Origin of the sequence: Streptomyces sp. NPDC012825 (genome assembly GCF_042900925.1) — a bacterium.
In the GTDB taxonomy this organism is placed as follows: Bacteria; Actinomycetota; Actinomycetes; order Streptomycetales; family Streptomycetaceae; genus Streptomyces.
Genome location: NZ_JBIBBZ010000006.1, coordinates 291,122 through 313,195, shown reverse-complemented (window position 1 = coordinate 313,195; position 22,074 = coordinate 291,122). Strand labels below are relative to the sequence as shown.

At 73.1% G+C, this 22,074-nt stretch carries 18 protein-coding genes; 15 read left to right on the top strand and 3 right to left on the bottom strand.

What is annotated here, in order from left to right; genetic code table 11:
- Positions 1–83: 83 nt before the first annotated feature.
- Genes ACFY7E_RS16950 through ACFY7E_RS16940 form a run of 3 tightly spaced genes read right to left on the bottom strand, consistent with a single transcriptional unit; the run spans position 84 to position 4,938 of the window.
- The gene (locus ACFY7E_RS16950) at positions 84–2,573 is read right to left on the bottom strand and encodes a transglutaminaseTgpA domain-containing protein (protein ID WP_389485497.1); all 2,490 of its coding nucleotides are present in this window, start codon (positions 2,571–2,573) and stop codon (positions 84–86) included.
- A complete protein-coding gene (locus tag ACFY7E_RS16945) occupies positions 2,570–3,922 on the bottom strand; it encodes a DUF58 domain-containing protein (protein WP_389485494.1) in 1,353 nt (450 codons plus the stop codon). The genes ACFY7E_RS16950 and ACFY7E_RS16945 overlap by 4 nt, the downstream gene beginning before the upstream one ends.
- Complete coding sequence (locus ACFY7E_RS16940; RefSeq protein ID WP_389485492.1) at positions 3,922–4,938, bottom strand: AAA family ATPase; 1,017 nt, start codon at positions 4,936–4,938, stop codon at positions 3,922–3,924. Before ACFY7E_RS16940 ends, ACFY7E_RS16945 begins: the two co-directional genes overlap by 1 nt.
- Positions 4,939–5,500: 562 nt before the next feature.
- On the opposite strand from ACFY7E_RS16940, the gene rsmH reads away from it, so the two are divergent.
- The 15 genes from rsmH to ACFY7E_RS16865 all read left to right on the top strand — a co-directional run bounded on the left by rsmH (position 5,501) and on the right by ACFY7E_RS16865 (position 22,039).
- Positions 5,501–6,457, top strand: a complete 957-nt coding sequence (gene rsmH, locus ACFY7E_RS16935; RefSeq protein ID WP_389485490.1) for a 16S rRNA (cytosine(1402)-N(4))-methyltransferase RsmH — start codon at positions 5,501–5,503, stop codon at positions 6,455–6,457.
- Entirely contained in the window at positions 6,454–6,972 is a 519-nt protein-coding gene (locus tag ACFY7E_RS16930; protein WP_389485487.1) for a septum formation initiator family protein, read from the top strand. Before rsmH ends, ACFY7E_RS16930 begins: the two co-directional genes overlap by 4 nt.
- A gap of 7 nt (positions 6,973–6,979) precedes the next feature.
- A complete protein-coding gene (locus ACFY7E_RS16925) occupies positions 6,980–8,977 on the top strand; it encodes a peptidoglycan D,D-transpeptidase FtsI family protein (RefSeq protein ID WP_389485484.1) in 1,998 nt (665 codons plus the stop codon).
- 16 nt (positions 8,978–8,993) lie between these two features.
- On the top strand, positions 8,994–10,685 hold the full coding sequence (locus ACFY7E_RS16920; RefSeq protein ID WP_389485482.1) for a UDP-N-acetylmuramoyl-L-alanyl-D-glutamate--2,6-diaminopimelate ligase: 1,692 nt from the start codon (positions 8,994–8,996) through the stop codon (positions 10,683–10,685).
- A 4-nt stretch (positions 10,686–10,689) separates the two neighbouring features.
- Positions 10,690–12,114 (top strand): UDP-N-acetylmuramoyl-tripeptide--D-alanyl-D-alanine ligase, encoded by a 1,425-nt coding sequence (murF, locus tag ACFY7E_RS16915; RefSeq protein WP_389485479.1) that lies wholly within the window; start codon positions 10,690–10,692, stop codon positions 12,112–12,114.
- Complete coding sequence (gene mraY / locus ACFY7E_RS16910; protein ID WP_062756489.1) at positions 12,111–13,181, top strand: phospho-N-acetylmuramoyl-pentapeptide-transferase; 1,071 nt, start codon at positions 12,111–12,113, stop codon at positions 13,179–13,181. The genes murF and mraY overlap by 4 nt, the downstream gene beginning before the upstream one ends.
- Positions 13,163–14,602: a UDP-N-acetylmuramoyl-L-alanine--D-glutamate ligase gene (gene murD, locus ACFY7E_RS16905; protein ID WP_389485477.1), complete on the top strand. Its 1,440-nt coding sequence runs from the start codon at positions 13,163–13,165 to the stop codon at positions 14,600–14,602. The genes mraY and murD overlap by 19 nt, the downstream gene beginning before the upstream one ends.
- A 55-nt stretch (positions 14,603–14,657) precedes the next feature.
- Complete coding sequence (ftsW, locus tag ACFY7E_RS16900; RefSeq protein ID WP_389485474.1) at positions 14,658–15,998, top strand: putative lipid II flippase FtsW; 1,341 nt, start codon at positions 14,658–14,660, stop codon at positions 15,996–15,998.
- 6 nt (positions 15,999–16,004) lie between these two features.
- Entirely contained in the window at positions 16,005–17,099 is a 1,095-nt protein-coding gene (gene murG / locus ACFY7E_RS16895) for an undecaprenyldiphospho-muramoylpentapeptide beta-N-acetylglucosaminyltransferase (protein WP_389485472.1), read from the top strand.
- A 34-nt stretch (positions 17,100–17,133) separates the two neighbouring features.
- Positions 17,134–17,937 carry a cell division protein FtsQ/DivIB gene (locus ACFY7E_RS16890; RefSeq protein ID WP_389485469.1) on the top strand — a complete coding sequence of 268 codons (804 nt, stop codon included), beginning with the start codon at positions 17,134–17,136 and terminating at the stop codon, positions 17,935–17,937.
- Positions 17,938–18,215: 278 nt separating this feature from the next.
- Entirely contained in the window at positions 18,216–19,433 is a 1,218-nt protein-coding gene (gene ftsZ / locus ACFY7E_RS16885; RefSeq protein WP_383443521.1) for a cell division protein FtsZ, read from the top strand.
- The gene (pgeF, locus tag ACFY7E_RS16880; RefSeq protein ID WP_383443518.1) at positions 19,430–20,206 is read left to right on the top strand and encodes a peptidoglycan editing factor PgeF; all 777 of its coding nucleotides are present in this window, start codon (positions 19,430–19,432) and stop codon (positions 20,204–20,206) included. Before ftsZ ends, pgeF begins: the two co-directional genes overlap by 4 nt.
- On the top strand, positions 20,206–20,925 hold the full coding sequence (locus ACFY7E_RS16875; RefSeq protein ID WP_389485466.1) for a YggS family pyridoxal phosphate-dependent enzyme: 720 nt from the start codon (positions 20,206–20,208) through the stop codon (positions 20,923–20,925). Before pgeF ends, ACFY7E_RS16875 begins: the two co-directional genes overlap by 1 nt.
- 122 nt (positions 20,926–21,047) lie before the next feature.
- A complete protein-coding gene (locus tag ACFY7E_RS16870) occupies positions 21,048–21,668 on the top strand; it encodes a cell division protein SepF (RefSeq protein WP_389485463.1) in 621 nt (206 codons plus the stop codon).
- Positions 21,669–21,748: 80 nt separating this feature from the next.
- Positions 21,749–22,039: a YggT family protein gene (locus ACFY7E_RS16865; protein WP_360801912.1), complete on the top strand. Its 291-nt coding sequence runs from the start codon at positions 21,749–21,751 to the stop codon at positions 22,037–22,039.
- Positions 22,040–22,074: the final 35 nt, after the last annotated feature.

Below are 22,074 nucleotides of genomic sequence, written 5' to 3'. Positions count from 1 at the left end.
CCCCTCCGGACCAGGGGGAGAGGCCCCTCCGGACCAGGGGGAGAGGCCCCTCCGGACCTCGCCCCCTCCCCCGGCCGGCTTCCTCAGCCCGCCCCGTGCTGGGTCCGGCGGAAGCGGGCCGTCAGGGCGTCGCGGCGGTCCGCCCAGCGGGCCGTCCCCTCCGCCCAGCGGGCCGAGGCCGCCCAGCGGACCCGGACCGCCGAGCGGGGAGCGAGCAGGGCGCGCAGCCGGGTGCGACGGTTCGCGCCCGCGTGGAAGCCCGCCCGGACCCGCCCGGCCTCCTCGGCCAGGCCCGCGACCGGCTGCGGCCGGGGTGCGTACAGCACCTCCTCCACCGCCCGCGCCACCCGGTGCACCGCGTCGGCGGACCCGCCCCGCAGCTCGCCCAGGCGCACGATTCGCGCCGCCGCGCGCCGGGGCGTCTGCGACTCGTCCGGCTCGACCCCGTAGTCCCAGGCCGTGTCGTTGATCTCCCGCCAGACCGCGAGCGTCCGCGCCGCCGTCCCCCCGGCGCCCCGCGCCGAGACCCGGCCGGAGCGCTCCTCCGCGGGCGCCGCCCCGGAGGGCACGGCCGTCACCTCCGGGTCCCGCGACCCGGCCGCCCCGAGCCGCCGGGCGCGGGTCCGGATCCGCCAGAACAGCGGAAGCAGCGGCAGGGCCAGGACCGCGACCGCGCCCAGGACGATCAGGGTCGTGTCCACCGGGTCCGGACCGGAGTCGTCCGGGGCCGCCCCGGCCGCCGCCGTCTGCGGGCCGCAGTCACCGAGCCTGCGCATCTGCGGCGTGCAGTCCTCCGAGGCGCTCGGCGCGACGGACGGCTGCGCCGAGGCGCTCTGCTGCGGCTGCGCGGGCCCGGTGGCCGAGCCCGAGGGCGTGGTCTCCCGGGCGTAGGAGGGGGTGGAGCCCCGCTGCGGGGTCGGCTCGAACCGCGTCCAGCCCGCCCCCTCGAAGTACAGCTCCGGCCACGCGTGCGCGTCCCGGATGCCGACCGACACCGACCCGTCGCTCTGGGGCGTGCCCGGCATGAAGCCCACGGCCACCCGGGCCGGGATGCCGAGCGTGCGGGCCATCGCCGCCATCGAGAAGGAGAAGTGGATGCAGAAGCCCTCCTTGTCCTTCAGGAAGCGGGAGACGGCCTGCGCCCCCGTGCCGGACTCCACCTCCACGTCGTAGCGGAAGCCGCCCTCCCGGGCGAACCAGTCCTGGAGCTTCACGGCCCGCTCGTAGTCGTTGCGCGCGTCGCCGGTGACCTTCAGGGCCGTCGCCTTCACGTCGGCCGGCAGCGACGGGGGCACCTCGGTGTACTCGCGGCGCAGCTTCTCCGGGGCGGCCCCGGCGGCGGCCAGCTGCTCCGCCGTCGGCCGCACCTCCAGGCCGGCCACCTGGTAGCGGACGCCCCGGGTGGTCTGCTTGTCGTCGCCGACCAGCATCCGGCCGGCCGGCTCGTACCGCCAGTTGCCCCCGACGTCGACCCGGGAGGCCGGGTACGGCATGGGCAGCCACTTCTGCTCGTAGTTCTCCGAGGCGACGAAGTTGCCGGTCACCTCGGTCACCCGGACGTCCTGCGCGAGCCCCTCCGGCCACGGCAGCCGCTCCGGCACGTCCTCGACCGGGCGGACCGAGGACTTCCACGACAGGCCGTCGAACCGGTCGAGCGCGACGAGCCGCAGGTACATGCCGCTGATGTCCTGGGCGTTGGTCCGGTAGCGCAGGACCTCCCGGTCCTCCTGCTGGCGCAGGTTGTTCTGGAGGGAGACCAGCGGGTTCACGGCGGAGATCCGGCCGCCCGTGCCGGTGCCCCCGGACCCCCCGCCGCCCCCGCCGTTCAGGAGGAGACCGCCGCTCAGACCGGGCAGCGCGAACGGCACCACGAGCGCGACCCCCATGGCCACGGCCCCGATCCGGCGTCCGGTGCGGACCGGGGCGAAGGCCTGGCCGCCGCCGCCCGCGGCGCTGCCGGGCCGGCCGGTGCGCCGGGCGCCGCCGAAGACCCGCCCCCACTGGGAGAGCCGGTCCCGGCCCTCGGCGAGGAGCAGCAGCAGATAGCCGGCGCCGGCCAGGACGAACCAGAGCCGGCCCGCGCCGCCGCCGGAGAGCCCGGCCGCCACCGAGTACAGGGCGAGCAGCGGCAGACCGGCCGGGGCCGCCCTGCGGAAGGTGACCGCGAGGGCGTCCACCAGGAGCCCGATCACGACCACGCCGCCGACCAGCATGAGCCGGATGCCCTCGGTGTCCGGCGCGGGAACCGCGTACCGGCCCACGTCCTCGGCGCCCGCCCGGAGCAGCTCGGCGGCGTGCGTCACCGCCCGCGGCCCCGGGAGGAACCAGAGGACCGCCTGCTCGCGCGCGAAGATCGCGGTCAGCGCGAGCAGCGCGACCACGCCCTGGGCGAGCAGGGTCAGCGGCCGGGACGGCGCCGCCCGCCGGACCAGCGTGCCCGCCCCGCTCACCAGGGCGAGCACGAAGGCCGCCGTGAAGATCCAGGTCGCCGGCCTGACCAGCGGGAGCAGGGCCCCGGCCGCCATCAGGGTGGCGGCCCAGGAGGCCAGCGTCAGCCGTGCGCGCCCGCTCATGACCATCCTCCGTAGGGGGTGTCGGCGGCGGCCTCCGCGCGGACGCCGGCCGCCTGCTGCCACAGATCGGCGAGCCGCGCCCCGGGCGGCACGGCGAGCGCCGTCCAGCCCGCCTCGCGCAACTGCCGCACCCGGTCCTCGACCGCCCCGGAGACCGAACCGCCGGTCAGCCAGGCGCCGGAGTCCAGGACGAAGGCGACGGCCGCGCCGGCGCGCCCGCGCATCCGGGCGACGAGCGCGGCCTGCTCCTCGTCCAGGTCGCCGAGGAAGGCGACGAGCAGCCCGTCGCCGCCGGTCCGCAGCACGTCGGAGGCGCGCGAGAGCCCCGCCCCCTCGGAGTGGTCGACGACCGCGAGGGTGTCCATCATCAGACCGGCCGAGTCCGCCGGGTCCTGCACCGAGCCGCCGAAGCCCTCGGAGCCCTCGCCGGGGACCGCGCTGCCGGTGTCGGTGAGCAGCCGGACCGTGTAGCCGCGCTCCAGCATGTGGACGAGCGCGGAGGCGGTGCCGGAGACCGCCCACTCGAAGGCGGAGTCGGGGCCCGTCCCCCGGTAGGCGACCTCGCGGGTGTCGAGGAGGACGGTGCAGCGGGCGCGCTGCGGCTGCTCCTCGCGGCGGACCATCAGCTCCCCGTAGCGGGCGGTGGAGCGCCAGTGCACCCGGCGCAGGTCGTCGCCGTGGCGGTAGGCGCGGGGGATCACGTCGTCGTCGCCGGCGAGGGCGAGCGTGCGCTGCCGCCCCTCGCCGTATCCGGCGGTCTCGCCGAAGAGCCCGGTCGGCGGCAGGACCTCGGTCCTGGGCACGACGGTCAGGTCGTCGTACGCGCTGAAGGAACGGGTCAGCTCGCACATCCCGAAGGGGTCGCTCAGCCGCAGCTGGAGCGGCCCGAGCGGGAAGCGGCCGCGCAGGTCCGAGCGGACCCGGTAGGACACCTCGCGCCGCCCGCCCGCCTCGACCCGGTCGAGGACGAAACGGGGGCGGGACCCCAGCATGTACGGCACGTGGTCCTGGAGCATGAGCAGCCCGGTGGGCAGCTTGGAGACGTTCTCCATCCGCAGCCGGACCCGGGCCTCGGTGCCCGTCTCCACCCGCTGCGGGGTGAGCAGGCGCGAGGTGGCGACCCGGTAGCGGGTCCGGTGCAGCACGAGGACGCAGATCAGCGGCAGGACGGCGAGCAGCAGCCCGACGCGCAGCAGGTCGGCCTGGCCGAGGACGTAGGCGCAGACGGCGGCGGCCACCCCGGCGGCGAGGAAGGACCGGCCGCGGGTGGTGAGGCCGCTCAGGGCGGTCCGCAGCCCGCCCCGGCCGTCGTCGCCCGGCTGCCCGTCCGGCACGGCGGCGCTCGTCATCACAGCCGCCGGGCGCCGGGCTGCTGGCCGTAGAGCGGTCCGGCGGGCGGGGCCGCGGCCGGTACGGGGGTGCGCTGCAGGATGTCGTGGACGACCTGCTCGGCGGTGCGGCGGTTCAGCTGGGCCTGCGCCGTCGGCAGCAGCCGGTGGGCGAGGACGGGCGCGGCGAGGGCCTGGAGGTCGTCGGGCAGGACGTACTCGCGGCCGCTGAGCGCGGCGGAGGCCCGCGCGGCCCGCAGCAGGTGGAGCGTGGCCCGCGGGGAGGCGCCGAGCCGCAGGTCGGGGTGGGTGCGGGTGGCGGCGACGAGGTCGACCGCGTACCGGCGCACGGCGTCGGCGACGTGCACCGCGCGCACCGCCTCGATCAGCTTCAGGACGTCGTGGGCGTGCGCGACCGGCTGGAGGTCGTCCAGCGGATTGACCGCGCCGTGCACGTCGAGCATCTGGAACTCGGCCTCGGCGCTCGGGTAGCCGATGGAGACCCGGGCCATGAAGCGGTCGCGCTGGGCCTCGGGCAGCGGGTAGGTGCCCTCCATCTCGACCGGGTTCTGGGTGGCCACGACCATGAACGGGCTGGGCAGCTCGTACGTCTGCCCGTCGATGGTGACCTGCCGCTCCTCCATGGACTCCAGGAGCGCGGACTGGGTCTTCGGCGAGGCGCGGTTGATCTCGTCGCCGATCACGATCTGGGCGAAGATCGCGCCCGGCTTGAACTCGAACTCCCGGCGCTGCTGGTCGAAGATCGACACGCCCGTGACGTCCGAGGGCAGCAGGTCCGGGGTGAACTGGATGCGGCGCACCGAGCAGTCGATGGACCGGGCCAGGGTCTTGGCCAGCATGGTCTTGCCGACGCCGGGCACGTCCTCGATGAGGAGGTGCCCCTCGGCGAGCAGCACGGTCAGCGAAAGGCGTACGACCTCGGGCTTGCCCTCGATCACACTCTCCACCGATCTGCGGACGCGCTCCACAGTGGCGGTCAGATCAGTGAGGCTCGCTCGATCGTCATAGGTCGTCACCCGGCCCTCCTCGGCCTTCCGGAACACACGGACACCTGCCCCCGGCGGAATGTTCGGGGGGTGTCCACCCGGGCATTGTTGTTGGCGCGGCCGGGTCGTGTCACTCGGCTGCCGACAAGTACGGAGGAAATGCCGGAGTTTCGACCGTTAAGCCCGGCCGGCGGCGCGGGCCCCCGGGGATCCGCGGCGCGGGCCCCCGCGATCCGCCGCGCGGGGGAGGGGGAGCGTCAACGCGCCTCGTCGCGAGCTGACCCGCGGGAGGGAGAGCCGCACCCCGAACGAGTGAGCCGTCCGGAATGTTCCGCGGAACCGCCGGGGCCGTGCGACGCGCCAGCGGGTTGATTGACCGGCGGGTCCCGTGGACTAAAGTGACGCGGAGTTCACGGAGACAACGAGCGATTTCCGCGGTTTCTCCCCCGTGTGCGCGGCGGTACCCACGGCTCGGCCTCCTCCCGCTCGCCGGTCGGCCGACACGCCCTTCCGGCGCCGGACGACCGCTTCTCCCCGGCGAGCGGGCGGGGACCCGGCGGTACGTGCCCCGCGTTCGTTCTGAGAGGGCGCATTGAGCAACGACCGACACGTCCCGGTGATGCTCCAGCGGTGCCTGGACATGTTGGCCCCCGCCCTGGAGCGCCCCGGCGCGGTCGTCGTCGACTGCACCCTGGGGCTCGGCGGCCACAGCGAGGCCCTGCTGAAGAGGTTCCCCGAGGTGCGCCTCGTCGCACTCGACCGGGACAAGGAGGCCCTGCGGCTCTCCGGCGAACGGCTCGCCCCCCACGGCGAGCGGGCCACCCTCGTCCACGCGGTGTACGACGAGCTGCCCGAGGTCCTCGACCGGCTCGGCATCCCGCGGGTGGACGGCGTCCTGTTCGACCTGGGCGTCTCCTCCATGCAGCTGGACGAGGCCGACCGCGGCTTCGCCTACGCCCAGGACGCCCCGCTCGACATGCGCATGGACCAGTCGACCGGCATCGGCGCGGCCGAGGTCCTCAACACCTACCCGGCCGGCGAACTGGTCCGCATCCTGCGCGCGTACGGCGAGGAGAAGCAGGCCAAGCGGATCGTCTCCGCGATCGTGCGCGAGCGCGAGAGGGAGCCCTTCACCACCAGCGCCCGGCTCGTCGAGCTCATCCGCGACGCCCTGCCCCAGGCCGCCAAGCGCACCGGCGGCAACCCGGCCAAGCGCACCTTCCAGGCCCTGCGCATCGAGGTCAACCACGAGCTCGACAGCGTCGAGAGGGCGATCCCGGCGGCCGTGAAGGCCCTCGCCGTCGGCGGCCGGATCGCCGTCCTGTCGTACCAGTCCCTGGAGGACCGGATCGTCAAGCAGGTCTTCGCGGCCGGCGCGGCCACCACCGCCCCGCCCGGCCTGCCGGTCGTCCCCGAGAAGTACCAGCCCCGCCTGAAGCTGCTCACCCGCGGTGCCGAGCTGCCCACGGAGGAGGAGGTCGCCGAGAACCGGCGTGCCGCCCCGGCCCGGCTGCGGGGCGTCGAGCGCATCCGGGAAGACGTCCTGTGAACACGGCGAAGGGGCCCCTCAAAGGGCGGGCCGCGCGGCTCGGGCTGCTCATGCCGTCCGGGCCCAGCACGGCCGCCCGCACCCCCTTCGTCCTGCTCGTCGTCGTGCTGCTCGGCGGCGGCCTGATCAGCCTGCTCCTGCTGAACTCGGCGCTCAACCAGGGCTCCTTCAAGCTGAACGAGCTGAAGAACGAGACCACCGAGCTCACCGACGAGGAGCAGGCGCTCCAGCGGGACGTGGACGACTACGCGGCCCCCGACGCCCTGGAGCGGCGGGCCCGCGAACTCGGCATGGTCCCGGGCGGCAGCCCCGCCTTCCTAGGCCCCGACGGCAAGGTCCTCGGCCGTCCCTCCGCCGCCCCCTCCCCGGACCCGACCCCGGCCCCGACGGACCCGTCGGCGGACCCGGGCGCGGCCGGCGCCGGCGCGGACCCCGCGGGCACCGGAACCGGCACCGACCCGGCGCGGACCGCGCCCGCGTCCCCAGCAACCGCTCCGACGACCTCCGGCAGGTGACCGAGCAGTGCCCCCCAAGGAGCCCCCGCGCCGCCGCGTCCCCGGCCCCGCCCGGCCCGCCCGCCCCCGGCCCGCCCCGGCGGCCTCCGGCGGCGCCCGCACGGCCCGGCCCGCACCGCGCCCGGCGGCCAGGGCCGGGCGGACCGCGCCCCGGCCCCCGGCCCGCCGGCCCCGCACCATCAAGCTCGGCAACCCCCGGCCCCGGCTGCGCCTGGTCTCCCTCGGCCTGACCCTCGTCATGCTGGTCTTCGTCGTCCGGCTGCTCCAGGTCCAGGCCGTGGACGCCGACGCGTACGCGGCCAAGGCCGACCGGTACCGATTCCAGGAGTACACGCTCTCCGCCGAGCGCGGCGAGATCACCGACCGCAACGGCATCGCGCTCGCCGCCAGCGTCGACGCGTACGACATCACCGCCGACCCCAAGCTCTTCACCCCCGAGGAGAGCAAGGTCGCGGACGCCCCCGAGCAGGCGGCCGCCCTCCTCGCCCCGATCCTCGGCAAGCAGCCCGCCGAGCTCGCCAGGAAGCTCCGCACCCCCAAGTCCCGCTACACCCTGCTCGCCCGCAAGCAGACCCCGCAGGTGTGGAACCAGATCAAGGACCTCAAGAAGGTCTACGGGCAGAAGGCCCAGGCTTCCGCCGGGGGCAACGGGATCAACCTCCTCGGCGGCGTCCTCAGCGAGCCCAGCACCAGGCGCGTCTACCCGAACGGCGAACTCGCCGCCGGGATACTGGGCTACGTCAACGCCGAGGGCCGGGGCGCCGGCGGCCTGGAGTCCATGCTCGACCCGCAGCTCGCCGGCAAGGACGGCAAGATCCGCTTCACCCAGTCCGGAGGCCGCCAGGTGCCCACCGCCGGCTCCCAGGGCACCCCCGCCGTCCCCGGCTCGAACATCGAGCTGACCATCGACCGGGACATCCAGTGGGCCGCCCAGCAGGCCATCACCGAGCAGGTGGAGAAGTCCAAGGCCGACCGCGGCTACGTCATCGTGCAGGACACCCGCACCGGCGAGGTCCTCGCCATGGCCAACGCCCCCGGCTTCGACCCCAACGACCTCTCCGCCGCCAACGCCGCCTCCATGGGCAACGCCGCCCTCCAGGACGCCTACGAACCCGGCTCCACCAGCAAGGTCATGTCCATGGCCGCCGTCCTGGAGGAGGGCAAGGCCGCCCCCGACACCCACGTCACCGTCCCCAACCGGCTCCACCGCGGCGACCGGCTCTTCAAGGACGACATCGACCACCCGACCTGGTACCTGACGCTCAACGGCGTCCTCGCCAAGTCCAGCAACATCGGCACCATCCTCGCCACCGGCCGGCTCGGCGCCACCCAGGCCGAGTCGAACAAGGTGCTCCACTCCTACCTGCGCAGGTTCGGCATCGGCGGCCCCACCGGCCTCGGCTACCCCGGGGAGACCTCCGGCATCCTCGCCAGGCCCGGGGACTGGTCCACCTCGCAGCAGTACACGATCCCCTTCGGCCAGGGCCTCTCCCTCAACGCCATGCAGGCCGCCTCCGTGTACTCGACCATCGCCAACGGAGGCGTACGGGTCGCCCCCACCCTCGTGCGCGGCACCAAGGGACCCGACGGGCGCTTCACCCCGACCCCCCGGCCCGAGGAGGCGCGGGTCGTCAGCGAGAAGACCGCCAAGACCCTCGCCACCATGCTGGAGTCCGTCGTCGACGACCAGGAGGGCACCGGCACCCGCGCCGCGATCCCCGGCTACCGCGTCGCCGGCAAGACCGGCACCGCCAACCGGGTCGACCCCGAACTCGGCCGCTACAAGGGCTACACCGCCTCCTTCGCCGGCTTCGCCCCCGCCGACGCGCCGAGGGTCACCGTCTACTGCGCCATCCAGAACCCCACCAGGGGAAGCTACTTCGGCGGCCAGATCTGCGGCCCCATCTACAAGAAGGTCATGGAGTTCGCCCTCAAGACCCTCCACATCGCCCCCACGGGCAGCGGCCCCGCCCGACTGCCGGTCGTCTTCGACCCCACCCCGTGACACTCCGGGAGCACCAGTGACAACGATCACCCCCCATTCCGGGAACCGGAAATCGAACTCCGGCGAGGCCCCGGCCTCTTTTGGCCCCCCACAGGGTGGGCCCGGTACGCTCACCGCCGTGCCACACGCTGATCAGTACCGAACCACCCCGCCACGGCCGGAGCGGGTCCGCCCGACACCCCTGGGCGACCTGGCCGCGCACCTGGGGACCGACACCCCGGGCGACGCCGAGATCTCGGGCATCACCCACGACTCCCGGGCCGTGCGCCCCGGGGACGTGTACGCCGCCCTGCCCGGCGCCCGCGCCCACGGCGCCGACTTCGTCGACCAGGCCGCCGGACTCGGCGCCGCCGCGATCCTCACCGACCCGGCGGGCGCCGAACGCGCCGCCGCCACCGGACTGCCGGTCCTGGTCGTCGAGGACCCGCGCGGCCGGATGGGCGAACTCGCCGCCGAGATCTACGGACGGCCCGGCGCCGACCTGCTGAAGATCGGCATCACCGGCACCTCCGGCAAGACCACCACCGCCTACCTGGTCGAGGGCGGCCTGCGCGGCGCCGGACGGCGGACCGGACTCGTCGGCACCGTCGAGATGCGGATCGGCGACGAGCGCATCAAGTCCGAGCGCACCACCCCCGAGGCCACCGACCTCCAGGCCCTCTTCGCCGTCATGCGCGAGCGGGGCGTCGAGGCCGTCGCCATGGAGGTCTCCAGCCACGCCCTCGTGCTCGGCCGGGTCGACGGCTGCGTCTTCGACGTCGCCGTCTTCAACAACCTCAGCCCGGAGCACATGGAGTTCCACTCCGACATGGAGGACTACTTCCAGGCCAAGGCCGGGCTCTTCACGCCCGAGCGCAGCCGCCTGGGCGTGGTCAACCTCGACGACGCGTACGGCCGCAGGCTGGCGAAGGAGGCCGGCGTCCCGGTCGTCACCTTCTCCGCCGAGGGCCGCACCGACGCCGACTGGCGCGCCGAGGACCTCGTCCTGGGCTCCCACGACTCGACGTTCACCGCCGTCGGCCCCGGGGGCGAGCGGATTCCCGCCGCCGCCCCGCTGCCCGGCCCGTTCAACGTCGCCAACACCCTCGCCGCGATCGCCGTCCTCGCCGTCGCCGGCCTCGACCCGAAGGCCGCCGCCGAGGGCGTCGCCGCCGTCCCCGGCGTCCCCGGACGCCTGGAGCGCGTCGACGCGGGCCAGCCGTACCTCGCGGTCGTCGACTACGCGCACAAGACGGACGCCGTCGAATCGGTCCTGCGCTCCCTGCGCGAGGTCACCGAGGGCCGGCTGCACGTGGTCATCGGCTGCGGCGGCGACCGGGACGTCACCAAGCGCGGCCCGATGGGCGCCGCCGCCGCCCGGCTCGCCGACACCGCCGTCCTCACCTCGGACAACCCCCGCTCCGAGGACCCCCTCGCCATCCTCACCGCCATGCTCACGGGCGCCGCCGGGGTCCCCGCCGGAGAGCGCGGCGAGGTGCTCGTCCTCGCCGACCGCGCCGCCGCGATCGGCGCGGCCGTCGCCCGCGCCCGGCCGGGCGACACCGTCCTGGTCGCGGGCAAGGGACACGAACAGGGCCAGGAGATCGCCGGGGCCGTCCGCCCCTTCGACGACCGCGAGGTCCTGCGCGCCGCGATCCTCGGACAGCAGAACCGGACCGCCCCGTCGAGCAGCAGTGCCGAAGCCAGTCACCAGAACAGTCAGGGATGAAGCAGTGATCGCCCTCTCCCTCGCCGAGATCGCCGAAATCGTCGGCGGGCAGGCGCACGACATACCGGATCCGGCCGCCCGGATCACCGGGCCCGTCGTCATCGACTCCCGCGAGGTGCGGGCCGGCAGCCTCTTCGCGGCCTTCGCCGGTGAGCGCGTCGACGGCCACGACTACGCGGCACGCGCCGTCGAGGCGGGTGCGACGGCCGTGCTCGCCACCCGCCCCGTCGGCGTGCCCGCGATCGTCGTGGACGACGTCCAGACCGCCCTCGGGGCCCTCGCCCGCGCGGTCGTCGAACGCCTCGGCACCGACGTCGTCGCCCTCACCGGCTCGGCGGGCAAGACCTCCACCAAGGACCTGATCGCCCAGGTCCTGGAGAAGCACGCCCCCACCGTGTGGACGCCCGGCTCGCTCAACAACGAGATCGGCCTGCCCCTCACGGCGCTCCGTGCGACCGACGAGACCCGGCACCTGGTCCTGGAGATGGGCGCGCGCGGAATCGGCCACATCCGCTACCTCACCACCCTCACCCCGCCCCGCATCGGCCTCGTCCTCAACGTGGGCTCCGCCCACATCGGCGAGTTCGGCGGCCGGGAGCAGATCGCCCTGGCGAAGGGCGAGATGGTCGAGTCGCTCCCCACCGAGGCCGAGGGGGGAGTGGCGGTCCTCAACGCCGACGACCCCCTCGTACGCGCGATGGCCGACCGCACCAAGGCCCGCGTGCTCCTCTTCGGAGAAGCGGACGAAGCGGCCGTACGTGCCGAGAACGTCCACCTCACCGAGGTCGGGAGGCCCTCTTTCCGCCTTCACACACCCACCGGGTGCAGCGACGTGACCTTGCGCCTGTACGGTGAGCACCACGTGTCGAACGCGCTCGCCGCGGCCGCCGTCGCGCACGAGCTGGGCATGCCTGTCGAAGAGATCGCCACCGCGCTCTCCGAGGCCGGCTCCCTGTCGCGCTGGCGCATGGAGGTCACCGAGCGTCCGGACGGCGTGACGATCGTCAACGACGCCTACAACGCGAACCCCGAGTCCATGCGGGCCGCCCTGCGCGCGCTCGCGTCCATGGGCCGGGCCGCACAGGCCCGGGGGGCCCGTACGTGGGCGGTGCTCGGCAAGATGGCCGAGCTCGGGGACGCATCGCTCGCCGAGCACGACGCGGTCGGACGGCTCGCCGTCCGGCTCAACGTCAGCAAGCTCGTGGCGGTCGGGGACAGGGAAGCGTCCTGGCTGCAACTGGGCGCATATAACGAGGGTTCGTGGGGTGAGGAGTCGGTGCACGTGTCCGACGCGCAGGCGGCGGTCGACCTGTTGCGCAGTGAGCTGCGCCCGGGGGACGTCGTCCTTGTGAAGGCTTCCAGGTCGGTCGGTCTCGAACGGGTCGCCCTGGCTCTCCTCGACACCGAGGGCGAGGTCGCCGGCCGATGAGGCAGATCCTCTTCGCGGGGGCCATCGGGCTCTTCCTGACCCTGATCGGCACCCCGCTGCTCATCAAGCTGCTCGCGCGCAAGGGGTACGGGCAGTTCATCCGGGACGACGGCCCGCGCGGCCACGCCGGGAAGAAGGGCACGCCCACCATGGGCGGCATCTCCTTCATCCTGGCCACGCTCATCGCGTACGCGCTGGCCAAGGTCATCACCGGCGAACCCGTCTCGTACTCCGGCGTGCTCGTCCTCTTCCTGATGGCGGGCATGGGCCTGGTCGGCTTCCTCGACGACTACATCAAGATCGTCAAGCAGCGGTCGCTCGGTCTGCGGGCGAAGGCGAAGATGGCCGGACAGCTGATCGTGGGCATCGCCTTCGCGGTGCTCGCGCTCCAGTTCTCCGACTCGCGGGGACTCACCCCGGCCTCCGAGAAGCTCTCCTTCATCACGGACTTCGGCTGGACCATCGGCCCGGTGCTCTTCGTGGTCTGGGCGCTCTTCATGATCCTGGCCATGTCCAACGGCGTGAACCTGACGGACGGTCTGGACGGCCTGGCCACCGGGGCCTCCGTGATGGTCTTCGGCGCGTACACCTTCATCGGGCTCTGGCAGTTCCAGGAGTCCTGTGCCAACGCGCTGACCCTCACCAACCCGAACGCCTGCTTCGAGGTCCGCGACCCGCTGGACCTCGCGGTCGTGGCCTCCGCCCTCATGGGAGCCTGCTTCGGCTTCCTGTGGTGGAACACCTCGCCCGCCAAGATCTTCATGGGCGACACCGGCTCGCTCGCCCTCGGCGGCGCCCTCGCCGGCCTCGCCATCTGCTCCCGCACGGAGCTCCTCCTCGCGCTGCTCGGCGGCCTGTTCGTGCTGATCACGATGTCCGTGGTCATCCAGGTCGGCTCGTTCAAGATGACCGGCAAGCGCGTCTTCCGGATGGCCCCCCTCCAGCACCACTTCGAACTCAAGGGGTGGTCCGAGGTCCTGGTCGTCGTCCGGTTCTGGATCATCCAGGGCATGTGCGTCATCGTGGGCCTGGGCCTCTTCTACGCGGGATGGGCAGCGGACAAGTGACAGAGCGGCTCGACTGGAACGGCAAGCGGGTCACCGTCGCGGGACTCGGCGTCTCCGGCATCCCGGCCGCCCGCGTCCTGCACGGCCTCGGCGCGCGCGTGACCGTCGTCAACGACGGCGACGACGAGCGCTCCCGGGCCCAGGCCGCCGCGCTGGAGGCCGAGGGCGTCACCGTCCGCCTCGGCGACGGCGACACCCTGCCGACCGGCACCGAGCTGATCGTCACCGCCCCCGGCTGGCGCCCCGACAAGCCCCTCTTCGCGGCCGCCGCCGAGGCGGGTGTGGAGGTCTGGGGCGACGTCGAACTGGCCTGGCGGCTCCGGGGCCCCGGAGCCGCGCCCTGGCTCGCGGTCACCGGCACCAACGGCAAGACCACGACCGTGCGGATGCTCGCCTCGATCCTGGAGGCGGCCGGCCTGCGGACCGCCGCCGTCGGCAACATCGGCGTCTCCCTCCTCGACGCCGTCCTCGGCGACCGGGAGTACGACGTGCTCGCCGTCGAACTCTCCAGCTACCAGCTCCACTGGGCGCCCTCCGTCCGCGTCCACTCGGCCGCCGTCCTCAACCTGGCGCCCGACCACCTCGACTGGCACGGCTCCATGGAGGCGTACGCCGCCGACAAGGGCCGGATCTACGAGGGCAACCGGGTCGCCTGCGTCTACAACGCCGCCGACAGGGCGACCGAGGACCTGGTCCGCGAGGCCGACGTCGAGGAGGGCTGCCGGGCGATCGGCTTCACCCTCGGCACCCCCGGCCCCTCCGAACTGGGCGTCGTCGAGGGCCTCCTCGTCGACCGGGCCTTCGTCGAGAACCGGCGGGAGAACGCCCAGGAGCTGGCCGAGGTCGCCGACGTGCGGCCCCCGGCCCCGCACAACATCGCCAACGCCCTCGCCGCCGCCGCCCTGGCCCGCGCCTTCGGCGTCGACGCCAAGGCCGTACGGGACGGCCTCAGGGCCTTCCGGCCCGACCCGCACCGCATCGAACCGGTCGAGGAGGTCGGGGGAGTCACCTACGTCGACGACTCCAAGGCCACCAACACCCACGCCGCGGAAGCCTCGTTGGCGGCCTACGACCCGATCGTCTGGATCGCCGGCGGCCTCGCCAAGGGCGCGACCTTCGACGAGCTGGTCCAGAAGTCCGCGAAGCGGCTGCGCGGGGCCGTCCTGATCGGCGCCGACCGGGCCCTGATCCGCGAAGCCCTGGCGCGACACGCCCCGGAGGTCCCGGTGGTCGACCTCGACCGGACCGACACTGGTGCGATGTCCGAGGCGGTCCGCGAGGCGGCCCGGCTCGCCCGCCCCGGGGACACGGTCCTGCTCGCCCCGGCCTGTGCCTCGATGGACATGTTCACCGACTACAACAAGCGCGGCGAGGCCTTCGCGGACGCGGTCCGCGCCCTCGCCGCCGCCGGGGACGCCTGACCCGACCAGTGGGAGGGTCCGGCCGCACCGGACACGACCGGAGGGGACGGCGACCATGCCGAGCAAGACCGCCGGGACGCGCCGGCCCTCCGCCGCACGCGGCGGGGGGCGGCCTCCCGCGACCCCGCGGCGGACGCGCGGCGGAGGCGTGCGGGGGCTCCACGAGCGGGCCAGGAAGGCCTGGGACCGCCCCCTCACGGCGTACTACGTGATCATCGGCGCGGGAATGCTCATCACCGGCCTCGGGCTCGTGATGGTCTACTCCGCCTCGATGATCACCGCGCTCACCTACGACCTGGTGCCGTCCTACTTCTTCCGGAAGCAGTTCCTCGCCGCGCTCCTCGGCACCGGACTGCTCCTGGCCGCCTCCCGGATGCCGGTGAGGCTGCACCGGGCGCTGGCCTACCCGATCCTGGTCGGCGCGGTCTTCCTGATGGTCCTCGTGCAGATCCCCGGGATAGGGCACTCGGTCAACGGCAACCAGAACTGGATCTCCCTCGGCGGCCCCTTCCAGCTCCAGCCCAGCGAGTTCGGCAAGCTGGCGCTGATCCTGTGGGGCGCCGACCTGCTCGCCCGCAAGCAGGACATGCGGCTCCTGACCCAGTGGAAGCACATGCTGGTGCCGCTGGTCCCGGGCGCCTTCATGCTGCTCGGACTGATCATGCTCGGCGGCGACATGGGCACCTCGATCGTCCTCGCCGCGATCCTCTTCGGCCTGCTCTGGACGGCCGGGGCGCCCACCCGGCTCTTCGTCGGGGTGCTCACCGTCGCCGGCGCGATCGGCATGCTGCTGATCAAGACAAGCGCCAACCGCATGAAGCGCTTCCAGTGCATCGGCGCGTCCGACCCGGGCGGCGAGGGAGCCCCCTGCCTCCAGGCCGCGCACGGAATCTATGCTCTGGCGTCGGGCGGATGGTTCGGATCCGGGCTCGGTGCGAGTGTGGAGAAATGGGGCCAACTGCCGGAGGCGCACACCGACTTCATCTTCGCGGTCACCGGTGAGGAACTGGGCCTGGCGGGGACGCTGTCGGTACTCGCCCTGTTCGCGGCTCTAGGCTATGCGGGTATCCGCGTGGCCGGAGGCACGGAGGACCCCTTCGTGAGGTTCGCCGCGGGAGGTGTGACCACCTGGATCACGGCGCAGGCCGTGATCAACATCGGTGCGGTGCTCGGCCTGCTGCCGATCGCCGGTGTCCCGCTCCCGCTGTTCTCCTACGGAGGGTCGGCCCTGCTGCCGACCATGTTCGCCGTCGGGCTCCTCATCGCCTTCGCGCGACAGGAACCCGCCGCGAGGGCGGCCCTGGCCATGCGTCGCCCCGGCTGGGGCAAGCGGGTCGGGAAGAGATGGAAGTCGATGCGACGGCGCGTGAAGAAGCGCCCGTCCGGAGAGCGGTGAATTTCGGTGCATGTCGTACTCGCCGGTGGGGGGACCGCCGGCCACATCGAGCCCGCGCTCGCCCTCGCGGACGCCCTGCGCAGGCAGGACCCCAGCGTGGGGATCACGGCGCTCGGCACGGAGAAGGGCCTGGAGACCCGGCTCGTGCCCGAGCGGGGCTACGAGCTGGCGCTCATCCCCGCCGTACCGCTGCCCCGCAAGCCCACCCCCGAGCTGATCACCGTCCCCGGACGGCTGCGCGGCACGATCAAGGCGGCCGAGCAGGTCCTGGAGCGCACCAAGGCGGACTGCGTGGTCGGCTTCGGCGGCTACGTGGCCCTGCCCGGCTACCTGGCCGCCAAGCGGCTCGGGGTGCCGATCGTGGTCCACGAGGCCAACGCCCGGCCCGGCCTGGCCAACAAGATCGGTTCGCGGTACGCGGCCGGGGTCGCCGTCGCCACCCCGGACAGCAAGCTCCGCAACGCCCGTTACATCGGCATCCCGCTGCGGCACACCATCGCCACCCTCGACCGGGCCCGGACGCGCCCCGAGGCGCGCGCCGCGTTCGGGCTCGACCCGAACCTGCCGACGCTGCTCGTCTCGGGCGGCTCGCAGGGCGCCCGGCGCCTCAACGAGGTCGTCCAGCAGGCCGCCCCGGTGCTCCAGCGCTCCGGCATCCAGATCCTGCACGCGGTCGGTCCGAAGAACGAAATGCCGCGCGTCGACAACATGCCCGGTATGCCGCCGTACGTACCGGTACCGTACGTGGACCGGATGGATCTCGCGTACGCCGCGGCCGACATGATGCTCTGCCGCGCGGGCGCGATGACCGTCGCCGAGCTCTCCGCCGTCGGGCTGCCCGCCGCGTACGTCCCGCTGCCCATCGGCAACGGCGAACAGCGGCTCAACGCCCAGCCGGTGGTCAAGGCCGGCGGCGGGCTCCTCGTCGACGACGCGGAGCTGACGCCGCAGTGGGTGCAGGGCAACGTCCTGCCCGTACTGGCAGATCCGCACCGGTTGTACGAGATGTCCCGCGCCGCCGCCGAGTTCGGCCGCCGGGACGCCGACGACCTGCTCGTCGGCATGGTGTACGAGGCGATCGCCGCCCGCCGCCAGGCGTAGCGCGGCGCTCCGGACGGAAGGCAGGAGGCGCCGGGTGGCAACCGCACCGACGACCGCGGAGAAGAGCGGCGCACGCGGGTCGAGGGGCCCGTCGGACGGTCCGTCCCGGCCGGGTGCCCGGAATCGAAGGTTCCGGGCGCCCGCGCCCCGGCTCCTGTTCTCCGGGCTCGGTCTCGTGGCGGTCACCGCCGGAGTGCTCTGGGCGCTCTACGGATCGGACTGGTTCCGTGTGGAAGATGTGAAGACTTCCGGCACGCGGGTCCTGACCCCGGCCCAGGTCGAGAAGGCCGCCGCCGTCCCGGTCGGCGCCCCGCTCGCCTCCGTCGACACCGACGCGATCGAGGCCCGGACCCGGCAACTGCTGCCCCGGATCGAGTCGATCGAGGTCGTCCGGTCCTGGCCGCACGGCATCGGACTCGAGGTGACGGAACGGAAGCCGGCCCTGCTCGTCGAGAAGGGGGGGAAGTTTACCGAAGTGGACATGAACGGCGTGCGGTTCGCCACCGTCGCCACCGCCCCCCGGGGCGTTCCCCTGCTGGTCCTCGACGCCTCCTCCTCCCCGAGCCTCCGCCGCTTCGGCGCGGACCGGCTGCTGCGGGAGGCGGTCCGCGTCCGGGGCGAACTCCCGGCGGAGGTCGCCCGGGACACCCGTGTCGTCCGCGTCACCTCGTACGACTCCGTCACCCTGGAACTGACCGGCGACCGCACCGTCCTCTGGGGCAGTGGCGAACACGGCCCCGCCAAGGCCCGGGTCCTCACCGCCCTCATGAAGGCCGCGCCCAAAGCGGGGCACTTCGACGTAAGTGCTCCCACGGCGCCCGCCTCGTCGGGGAGTTGACGCACATCACCGCTGGCCAGCACCCTGGTTGGCCAGCGCTACGGGTGATCACATAGGGTGAAAAGAAAAACGGGAGGTTCGGCGTGTTCGTTGAACGTGCGCCACTTGTCGACTTAGTGTCCTGTTCGGAAGAGTCCAGCGAACAGAGACGCTGGTAACCCTAAACTTCAACGTTAGGGTTTGGGTCGGCGTTTCGGACCGTCCCAATCGGCATCCGTCGTCGCAGCGCGGCCAACCGCGCGGTGGCGACACGTAACTCGAGGCGAGAGGCCTTCGACGTGGCAGCACCGCAGAACTACCTCGCAGTCATCAAGGTCATCGGTGTCGGCGGCGGTGGTGTCAATGCCATCAACCGAATGATCGAGGTCGGCCTCAAGGGCGTCGAGTTCATCGCGATCAACACCGACGCGCAAGCGCTGTTGATGAGCGACGCCGACGTCAAGCTCGACGTCGGCCGTGAACTCACCCGCGGCCTCGGCGCCGGGGCGAACCCGGCCGTCGGTCGCAAGGCGGCAGAGGACCACCGCGAGGAGATCGAGGAGGTCCTCAAGGGGGCCGACATGGTCTTCGTCACCGCCGGCGAGGGCGGCGGCACCGGCACCGGCGGCGCGCCCGTCGTCGCCAACATCGCGCGCTCGCTCGGCGCCCTCACGATCGGTGTGGTCACCCGGCCGTTCACCTTCGAGGGACGCCGCCGGGCCAACCAGGCGGAGGACGGCATCGCCGAGCTCCGCGAAGAGGTCGACACCCTCATCGTCATCCCCAACGACCGGCTGCTGTCGATCTCGGACCGCCAGGTCTCCGTGCTCGACGCCTTCAAGTCGGCCGACCAGGTCCTCCTGAGCGGTGTCCAGGGCATCACCGACCTCATCACGACCCCGGGTCTGATCAACCTCGACTTCGCCGACGTCAAGTCGGTCATGTCCGAGGCCGGTTCGGCCCTCATGGGCATCGGCTCCGCCCGCGGCGACGACCGCGCGGTGGCCGCCGCGGAGATGGCGATCTCCTCGCCGCTCCTGGAGGCGTCCATCGACGGCGCCCGCGGCGTCCTGCTCTCCATCTCCGGCGGCAGCGACCTCGGCCTCTTCGAGATCAACGAGGCCGCGCAGCTGGTCAGCGAGGCCGCCCACCCCGAGGCCAACATCATCTTCGGCGCCGTCATCGACGACGCCCTCGGCGACGAGGTCCGGGTCACCGTCATCGCGGCCGGCTTCGACGGCGGCCAGCCGCCGGCCCGCCGGGACAACATCATCGGCTCGGTCTCCGCCAAGCGCGAGGAGCCCGCCCCGGCGCCCCGCCCCGCCGAGACCTCCCGCCCGCTGGGCGGCCTCGGCACGGTGCCCCCGCGCGAGGACCCGGCCCCCGCCCCGGTCGAGCCGCCCGCCCCGGTCGTCAACGAGGCCCCGCTGACCCCGGCCCCGCCGGTGGTCCCCCCGGCCCGTCCGTACGCGGACAGCCAGGCCGAGGAGCTGGACGTCCCGGACTTCCTGAAGTGATAGGACGTCGCTTCGACGCGAACGGCGCGCACTTCGCCTTCACCGACCGGTGGGGCGGGGTGAGCGCCGTTCCGTACGAGGAGCTCAACCTCGGCGGCGCGGTGGGCGACGACCCGGGGGCCGTGCTCGCCAACAGGTCGCTCGCCGCCGGGGCCCTCGGGCTCGACCCGGCGCGGGTGGTCTGGATGAACCAGGTGCACGGCGCGGACGTGGCCGAGGTCGAAGGCCCCTGGGGGGACGCGGAGATCCCGTCCGTCGACGCCCTCGTCACCACCCGGCGCGGGCTCGCCCTCGCCGTCCTCACCGCCGACTGCGTCCCGGTCCTGCTCGCCGACCCCGTCGCCGGGGTCGCGGCCGCCGCCCACGCGGGACGGCCCGGCATGGTCGCCGGGGTCGTCCCGGCCGCGGTGAAGGCCATGACCGCCCTGGGCGCCGACCCCGCCCGGATCGTCGCCCGCACCGGACCCGCCGTCTGCGGACGCTGCTACGAGGTGCCGGAGGCGATGCGCGACGAGGTCGCCGCCGTCGAGCCGGCCGCCGCCGCGGAGACCTCCTGGGGGACCCCCGCCGTCGACGTCGCCGCCGGAGTGCGCGCGCAGCTCGCCCGGCTCGGGGTCGGGGACGTCGGGGACGCCGGGGTCTGCACCCTGGAGTCCCGCGACCACTACTCGTACCGCCGCGACCGCACCACGGGGCGACTCGCGGGATATGTCTGGCTGGACGCCGAGTCCTCCCGGGGCGCGGCCCCCGGATCCCCGGCAGGAAAGAGCTGATGACGGACCGCACGGCGGAACTCGCCGAGAACCTGGCCCGGGTGGAGGCGCGCATCACGGCCGCCTGCGCCGCCGCGGGACGCGCGCGCGAGGAGGTCACCCTGATCGTGGTGACCAAGACCTACCCCGCGAGCGACGTGAGAATCCTCCACGGCCTGGGCGTTCGGCACGTCGCCGAGAACCGGGACCAGGACGCCGCGCCCAAGGCGGCCGCCTGTGTCGATCTCGACCTCACCTGGCACTTCGTGGGCCAGTTGCAGACGAACAAGGTCAGGTCCGTGGCCGGTTATGCCGATGTGGTGCAGTCCGTCGACCGCCCGAAGCTCGTCTCCGCCCTCTCCGCCGCGGCGGAGAGGAAGGGCACCGCGCTCGACTGCCTGATCCAGGTCGCGCTCGACGCGGAGTCCGGCGAGCGGGGCGACCGCGGCGGTGTGGCGCCGGACGGGATCGAGGAGTTGGCGGCGGCCGTGGACGCCGCCCCCGGACTGCGGCTCGGCGGTCTGATGACGGTCGCCCCGCTCGCCGGTCCGTACGCCGGGGAGCCCCGCGCGGCCTTCGACCGGCTGATGGATTTGTCGACTGCCCTGCGCGCGACCCGTCCGGCTGCGAACATGGTCTCGGCAGGGATGAGCGGAGACCTCGAAGAGGCCGTCGCCGCCGGGGCGACACACGTACGCGTCGGTACGGCGGTACTCGGAGTCCGCCCGAAGCTCGGGTAACGTCGCGAAGCAAGTCGGACCACAGCAGAAAATATGGTCATTCCGCAGAACGGCGGGACGACCCGTGGATCGCCGGCACTTGGTGACGAGGCCGATCCACCACAGAGCGGAGGAATCGGAGAATGGCCGGCGCGATGCGCAAGATGGCGGTCTACCTCGGCCTCGTGGAGGACGATGGGTACGACGGCCGGGGCTTCGACCCCGACGACGACTTCGAACCCGAGCTGGAGCCGGAGCCCGAGCGCGACCGGCGTCACGTCCCCCCGCGACAGGTGGAACACGAGGAGCCGGTGCGCGTGGTGAAGCCCCCGGCCCCCCGGGAGCCCGTCGCCCGTTCCGTCCCTGTACTCGCCGAAAGCGGACGTCCGGCCCGAATTGCCCCCGTGGCATCCATCACACCCGAACGCCCGAGCCTGGAGAAGAACGCACCGGTGATCATGCCCAAGGTCGTGTCCGAGCGGGAGCCCTACCGCATCACCACGCTGCACCCCCGGACCTACAACGAGGCCCGTACCATCGGGGAACACTTCCGTGAGGGCACCCCGGTGATCATGAATCTCACGGAGATGGACGACACGGACGCGAAGCGACTTGTCGACTTTGCCGCCGGACTCGTCTTCGGACTCCATGGCAGCATTGAGCGCGTGACGCAGAAGGTGTTCCTGTTGTCGCCTGCTAACGTCGATGTCACGGCGGAGGACAAGGCCCGGATCGCAGAGGGCGGATTCTTCAACCAGAGCTGAGAACACAGGAACCGGACGGACCGGTCGCGAGGGCGGCCGGGACGAGCGAGAGCGCAAGCCAGGGGAGAGGGAAACGCGGGATGGGCGTCGCACTACAGGTGGTCTACATCGTGCTGATGTGCTTCCTCGTCCTCCTGATCGTCCGGCTCGTCATGGACTACGTCTTCCAGTTCGCCCGTTCATGGCAACCCGGTAAGGCGATGGTGGTCGTCCTTGAGGCCACCTACACTGTCACCGATCCACCGCTCAAGCTTCTGCGGCGGCTGATCCCGCCGTTGCGTCTCGGGGGCGTGGCACTCGACCTGTCCTTCTTCGTTCTGATGATCATCGTCTACATCCTGATCTCCCTCGTGAGCAGCTTCGCGAGGTGAATGTGGACGATACGGTCTTGCCGACTGCCGACGAC